The organism is Rhodosalinus sp., assembly GCF_041685465.1.
In the GTDB taxonomy this organism is placed as follows: Bacteria; Pseudomonadota; Alphaproteobacteria; order Rhodobacterales; family Rhodobacteraceae; genus Rhodosalinus.
In genome coordinates this window covers 1-5493 of the sequence record NZ_JAWLFS010000204.1, presented here as the reverse complement: position 1 = coordinate 5493, position 5493 = coordinate 1, and the positions used below count along the sequence as shown (strand labels likewise).

The following is a 5493-nucleotide window of genomic DNA, read 5'->3' as shown; positions in this document are numbered from 1 at the left end:
CGTCTCGATGCTGAACAGCTACTCGGGCTGGGCCGCGGCGGCGATCGGCTTCACGCTGTCCAACGACCTCCTGATCGTCACCGGCGCGCTGGTGGGCTCTTCGGGTGCGATCCTGAGCTACATCATGTGCCAGGCGATGAACCGGAAGTTCATCAACGTGATCCTCGGTGGCTTCGGCGGCACGCAGGGCCCCGCGGCCGACATCGAGGGCGAACAGATCGCCATCGACGCCGAGGGCGTGGCCGCCGCGCTCGAGGAGGCCGACAGCGTCGTCATCGTGCCGGGCTACGGCATGGCCGTGGCACAGGCGCAGAACGCGGTCAGCGAGCTGACGAAGAAGCTCCGGGGCAAGGGCAAGGAAGTGCGCTTCGCCATCCACCCGGTCGCCGGGCGCCTGCCCGGCCACATGAACGTGCTGCTGGCCGAGGCCAAGGTGCCCTACGACATCGTGCTCGAGATGGAAGAGATCAACGACGATTTCCCCGAGACGGACGTGGTGATCGTCATCGGCTCCAACGACATCGTGAACCCGGCGGCGCAGGACGACCCGAACTCGCCGATCGCCGGGATGCCGGTGCTCGAGGTCTGGAAGGCGAAGAACGTGTTCGTCTCCAAGCGGGGCCAGGGCGCGGGCTACTCCGGCATCGAGAACCCGCTCTTCTTCAAGGAGAACACGCGGATGTTCTACGGCGACGCCAAGGAGAGCCTGAACAAGCTCCTCTCGCTCATCGAGTGAGCCTTTGGACAGCTCGGGACCAAAAGGGGCGCCGCGCCGTGCGGCGCCCTTCTTGTATCGGGTCCACCGGGCCGTCAGCATACCGCCGCACACCGTTAACCGCATGAGTTTCAAGGGTTTTACCTTTACTTCTCTGCACTGCAGCACTATCTCTCCAAGTCGGAGACACACATGCCGCCCATCACGGATCATCCCCTTCGCTACGAGCTCGCCAACGAGCTGCACGCGCGCCCCTTCCCCGCGCTGACCGCCTCGGGCCGCGCGGTCTTTCTCGCCATCAAGCGCCCCGAGGAGGCGGCGAGCCGGGACCGGCAGGCCGATCTCGACCATCTCGCGCAGCTCCTGCACCGCCACGGCGCCGATCAGCCGCAGCCGGGGGCGACGCACTGGTTCTGCCAGATCGGCAAGCACCGGCTGAAATGGGAAAGCCACACCGAGTTCGTCACCTACACGGTCTTTCTAGACGGGCCCGGCGCGAAGCCCTTCGACCCGGATGATTTCGACGTTTTCCCGGAAGAGTGGCTCGCGGCCGCGCCGGGCCAGCGGATCACCTCGGCGCTCATCCGGATCGAACCGCGCCCGGCGGACGAGGAGATCGAGGCGCGCATCGCCGACTGGTTCGTCTCTGAAAGCGTCGCGGCGAGCTGCGTGCAGGACGACGGCGCGGTGGTGATCGGCGATTTCCGGATCGATCCGGCCGGGCACATGCGCTTCGCCGTCTTCCCGCACGACGACATCGGGCGGCGCCGCATCGGCCGTATCGTCCAGCGCCTCGCCGAGATCGAGACCTACAAGACCATGTCGATGCTGGGCTTCCAGCGGGTGCGCGCGCTCTCGCCGCGCATGGCCGAGATCGACAAGGAACTCTCGGAGCTCATGTCCGGCATGACGGACCGGGCCGCGCCCGCGGAAGAGACGCTGCAGGCGCTGCTCACCGTCTCGGCGGAGCTCGAGACGCTGCAGGCGCAGGCGAGCTTCCGCTTCGGCGCCACCGCCGCCTACGAGGCGATCGTGCACGAGCGGATCGAGGTCATGCGCGAGGTGCGCTTCGGCGGCCGGCAGACCTTCAACGAGTTCATGATGCGCCGCTTCGACCCGGCCATGCGCACCGTGAAATCCACGCAAGGCCGGCTGCACGCGATGGCCGACCGGGCGATGCGCGCGGGCGATCTGCTGCGCACGCGCGTCGACGTGGCGCGCAGCGCCCAGAACCAGGCGCTGCTCGAGAGCATGGACCGCCGCGCGGACCTTCAGCTCCAGCTTCAGAAGACGGTTGAGGGCTTCTCCGTCGTGGCGATCAGCTACTACGCCGTCTCGCTGCTGAGCTACCTGCTCTATCCGCTGGCCGAGCCGCTCGGCGTGACCAAGGGCATGGTGACCGCCACGGTCACTCTGCCGGTCGTGGTGCTCGTGCTCGTGCTCGTCCGACGGATCCGCGGGAAGCTCGACTGAGCGCGCGGTCGGTCGCCACGCCGCCGGCGATCATCGCGCCGAGCGCAAGAAACGCCGCCACCGACAGCGTCGCCGTTCCCGAAAGCCCCGCGCCCACGGTGCAGCCACCGGCGAGCGTGCCGCCCACGCCCATCAGCGCCGCGCCGGAGAGGGAGCGGCCGGTCTGGCCCGGGCGCTCGAAGCTCTGCCAGCGGAAGCGCCGCGCAAGTACAGCCGAGGCCAGCGCACCGAGCACCGTGCCGCCCACGAGCCCGACCCCGAAGCCGAGCGGGATCGAGGTCGCCGCGCCCACCCAGAAGAGCGCCTCCGCCGACGACGAGGTGAAGGCGAGCGACTGCATCGCCACCGGGTCGAAATCATCCTGCAGAAGGAGCCCCGTGCCGACCCAGCCGAGCGGGACCAGCAGACCGAGTGCCACCGCCGCCACGAGCGCCCCCTGCCCCGCGCCCGAGCGCAGCGCCACCGCCAGCAAGGCCGCCACGCCGAGCACCGTCCAGAGGAGCGCGCCGCCCGGCCAGCCACCGAGCGAGGCCGCCGCGCCGAGCGGCACCGTGGCCTCTCCCAGCCACAGGCGCAACGGCACCAGGACACCGCGCATCGTCGCGAGCGCCGCGAGCGCGAAGACCAGGACCACGAGCGCCGCACGCAGGTTGCCGGTGCCCGACAGCACGACGAGGCGCGAAATGCATCCCCGCGCCAGAACCATGCCGACGCCGAACATCAGCCCGCCGACGAGGATCGCCATCACCGGCAGATCGCCCGCGTGGAAGCGGTGATCGCCGAAGCCGATCCAGCCCGCCGCCACCGCCGCCTGCGTGCCGACCAGCGCCGCGGCGAAGGCGGCGAGCCAGACGCCCGCGGCCTGCCGGCGGTCCGGCCCCGCGACGACGGAACGGCGCAGGCAGAAGCCCGTGCGCTCGGCCAGGAGCCCGAACGCGAGGCCCAGAAGCGCGCCGAACACCACCGCCGCCTGCGGCGCGGTGAGCGCCGTGATCCCGAGCGCCTGATACATGATCCTGCCTCCCTGTGCTGAAGCCTGTCCGACATGCGCCAGCGCCCGCGCCGGATCAAGCGCGGGACGCCGCAGCGCAGCGCGGCCCGGGGGAAAACCGGCCCACCCCGCGGCCCGACGGCGAAACGCGCATCCCGCCGCCCCTCGGGCCGGCCGGACCGTGCGCCCTGCACCGCGGCCCTGTCGGCGGACGCGGCGTCTTTTTCGCCCCGCGCCGCGGATGTGACACCGCCGCGCGGGCGCGCTATGTCGGAGGCGACCGCGAAGGAGAGTACCGATGCCCGTCAAGAACCGATTCGCCGAACTCCACGAGGAGATCACCGCCTGGCGCCGGGATTTCCACCAGCACCCGGAGATCCTCTTCGAGACCTACCGCACCGCCGAGATCGTCGCGGACAAGCTCCGCGCCTTCGGCTGCGACGAGGTCGTGGAGGGCATCGGGCGCACCGGCGTCGTCGGCGTCATCAGGGGCAGGGCCGACACCTCGGGCCGCGTGATCGGCCTGCGCGCCGACATGGACGCCCTGCCCATCCACGAGCAGACCGGCGCGCCGCATGCCTCGAAGACGCCGGGCGCGATGCACGCCTGCGGCCACGACGGGCACACCGCGATGCTTCTCGGCGCGGCGAAATACCTGTCCGAGACGCGCAACTTCGACGGCACCTGCGTCGTGATCTTCCAGCCCGCGGAGGAAGGCGGCGGCGGCGGCAAGGAGATGTGCGACGATAACCTGATGGAACGATGGGGTATTCAGGAGGTCTACGGCATGCACAACTGGCCCGGCCGGCCCGTGGGCAGCTTCGCCATCCGTTCGGGCCCCTTCTTCGCGGCGACCGACCAGTTCGACATCGCGTTCGAGGGCGTGGGCGGTCACGCCGCCAAGCCCCACGACACCGTCGACACGACCGTGATGGCCGCGCATGCCGTCACCGCGCTGCAGACCATCGCGAGCCGCAACGCCGACCCGGTCGACCAGATCGTGGTTTCGGTCACCAGCTTCCGCACCTCGTCCGAGGCCTTCAACGTGATCCCGCAGGGCGTGCACCTGCGCGGCACGGTGCGCACGCTGTCCACGGAGATGCGCGATCTGGCGGAGGCGCGCATCCGCGCCGTCTGCGAGGGCGTCGCGGCGACCTTCGGCGGGCGCGTCGAGGTGCATTACCACCGCGGCTACCCGGTGATGGCGAACCACGAGGCGCAGACCGACTTCGCCGCCGAGGTTGCGCGCGCCGTGGCGGGCGACTGCGACGAGGCGCCCCTCGTCATGGGCGGCGAGGATTTCGCCTACATGCTGGAGGAGCGCCCCGGCGCCTACATCCTCGTCGGCAACGGCGACACGGCGATGGTCCATCACCCGGAATACGATTTCGACGACACGGTGATCCCCGCGGGCTGCTCGTGGCTCGCGGAAGTGGCGGAACGGCGGATGCCGGCGGCCTGAGCGCGCGCGCCCCGGCTCTCGCGGCGTCTGGTCAAGGCGCCGCCGAGGCGCTAGGCAGGCGGCCCGTCCCCTTTGGAGAGAGGCCGTGCCGCCCGTCACCGTCGCCTGCATCAAGTGGGGCACCGCCTTCGGCCCCGAGTACGTCAACCGCCTCTACTCCGGCGTGCGGCGCAACCTCGCGCGGGAGGTCCGCTTCGTCTGCATGACGGAACACGCGGAGGGCCTGCACCCGGAGGTGGAAGTGGTCCCCCTGCCCCGCGAGCCCTTTCAGGACGAGATGGACCGCGCCCTCGCCGTGGCGAACCGTCAGGGCGCGATGCGCAAGGTCTCGCTCTTCCGGCCAGGTGCCATTCCGGGCCCCGAAGGCCCGGTTCTCGGCTTCGACCTCGACGTGGTGATCACCGGCGACCTGGAGCCGATCCTGACGCTCGCGCCCGGCAAGCTCGTGATGCGCCACGACTGGACCGAGGCGCGCAAGGGCCGCCCGACCGGGCACGGCTCGGTCTTCCGCTTCGATCCCTCGCGGCACGGCTATCTCTACGACGACCTCGCGGCGTCACCTTACGCCGAGGTCGAGCGCGCCCGCGGCTCCGAACAGCGCTACACCTCGCACAAGGCGATGGCGCACGGCGATTTCGCCTATATTCCGGGCGGCTGGGTGGTCAGCTTCAAGTACGACTGCCTCGGCCTGCCGCCCCTCAACTGGCTCCGCCCGCCGCGCCTGCCGGCAGAGGCGCGCGTCGTCTGCTTCCACGGCCGCCCCAAGATGCCCGAGGCGGTCGAGGGCTATCGCGGCTCGCTGATCCGCCGGTCGAAGCCCTGCCCCTGGCTGCGCGACCACTGGATCGAGCG

5 protein-coding genes are annotated in these 5493 nt (G+C 70.5%); 4 read left to right on the top strand and 1 reads right to left on the bottom strand.

The window, feature by feature from the left end; translation table 11 throughout:
* Nucleotides 1-736, top strand: a 736-nt coding sequence (locus tag ACESL7_RS12395; protein WP_372893628.1) for an NAD(P)(+) transhydrogenase (Re/Si-specific) subunit beta, incomplete at its 5' end; no start/stop codon positions are given.
* A gap of 171 nt (nt 737-907) precedes the next feature.
* Nucleotides 908-2188, top strand: coding sequence for a DUF3422 family protein (locus tag ACESL7_RS12390; protein ID WP_372893627.1), 1281 nt, complete (start codon nt 908-910; stop codon nt 2186-2188).
* Here ACESL7_RS12390 and ACESL7_RS12385 read toward each other — a convergent pair.
* On the bottom strand, nt 2124-3200 hold the full coding sequence (locus ACESL7_RS12385) for a YeeE/YedE family protein (protein WP_372893626.1): 1077 nt from the start codon (nt 3198-3200) through the stop codon (nt 2124-2126). The two genes, ACESL7_RS12390 and ACESL7_RS12385, sit on opposite strands and share 65 nt — an antisense overlap.
* A gap of 277 nt (nt 3201-3477) precedes the next feature.
* On the opposite strand from ACESL7_RS12385, the gene ACESL7_RS12380 reads away from it, so the two are divergent.
* Nucleotides 3478-4641: a M20 aminoacylase family protein gene (locus tag ACESL7_RS12380; RefSeq protein ID WP_372893625.1), complete on the top strand. Its 1164-nt coding sequence runs from the start codon at nt 3478-3480 to the stop codon at nt 4639-4641.
* Between the two features lie 85 nt (nt 4642-4726).
* The coding region (locus ACESL7_RS12375) for a glycosyl transferase (RefSeq protein WP_372893624.1) at nt 4727-5493 on the top strand (767 nt) is incomplete at its 3' end.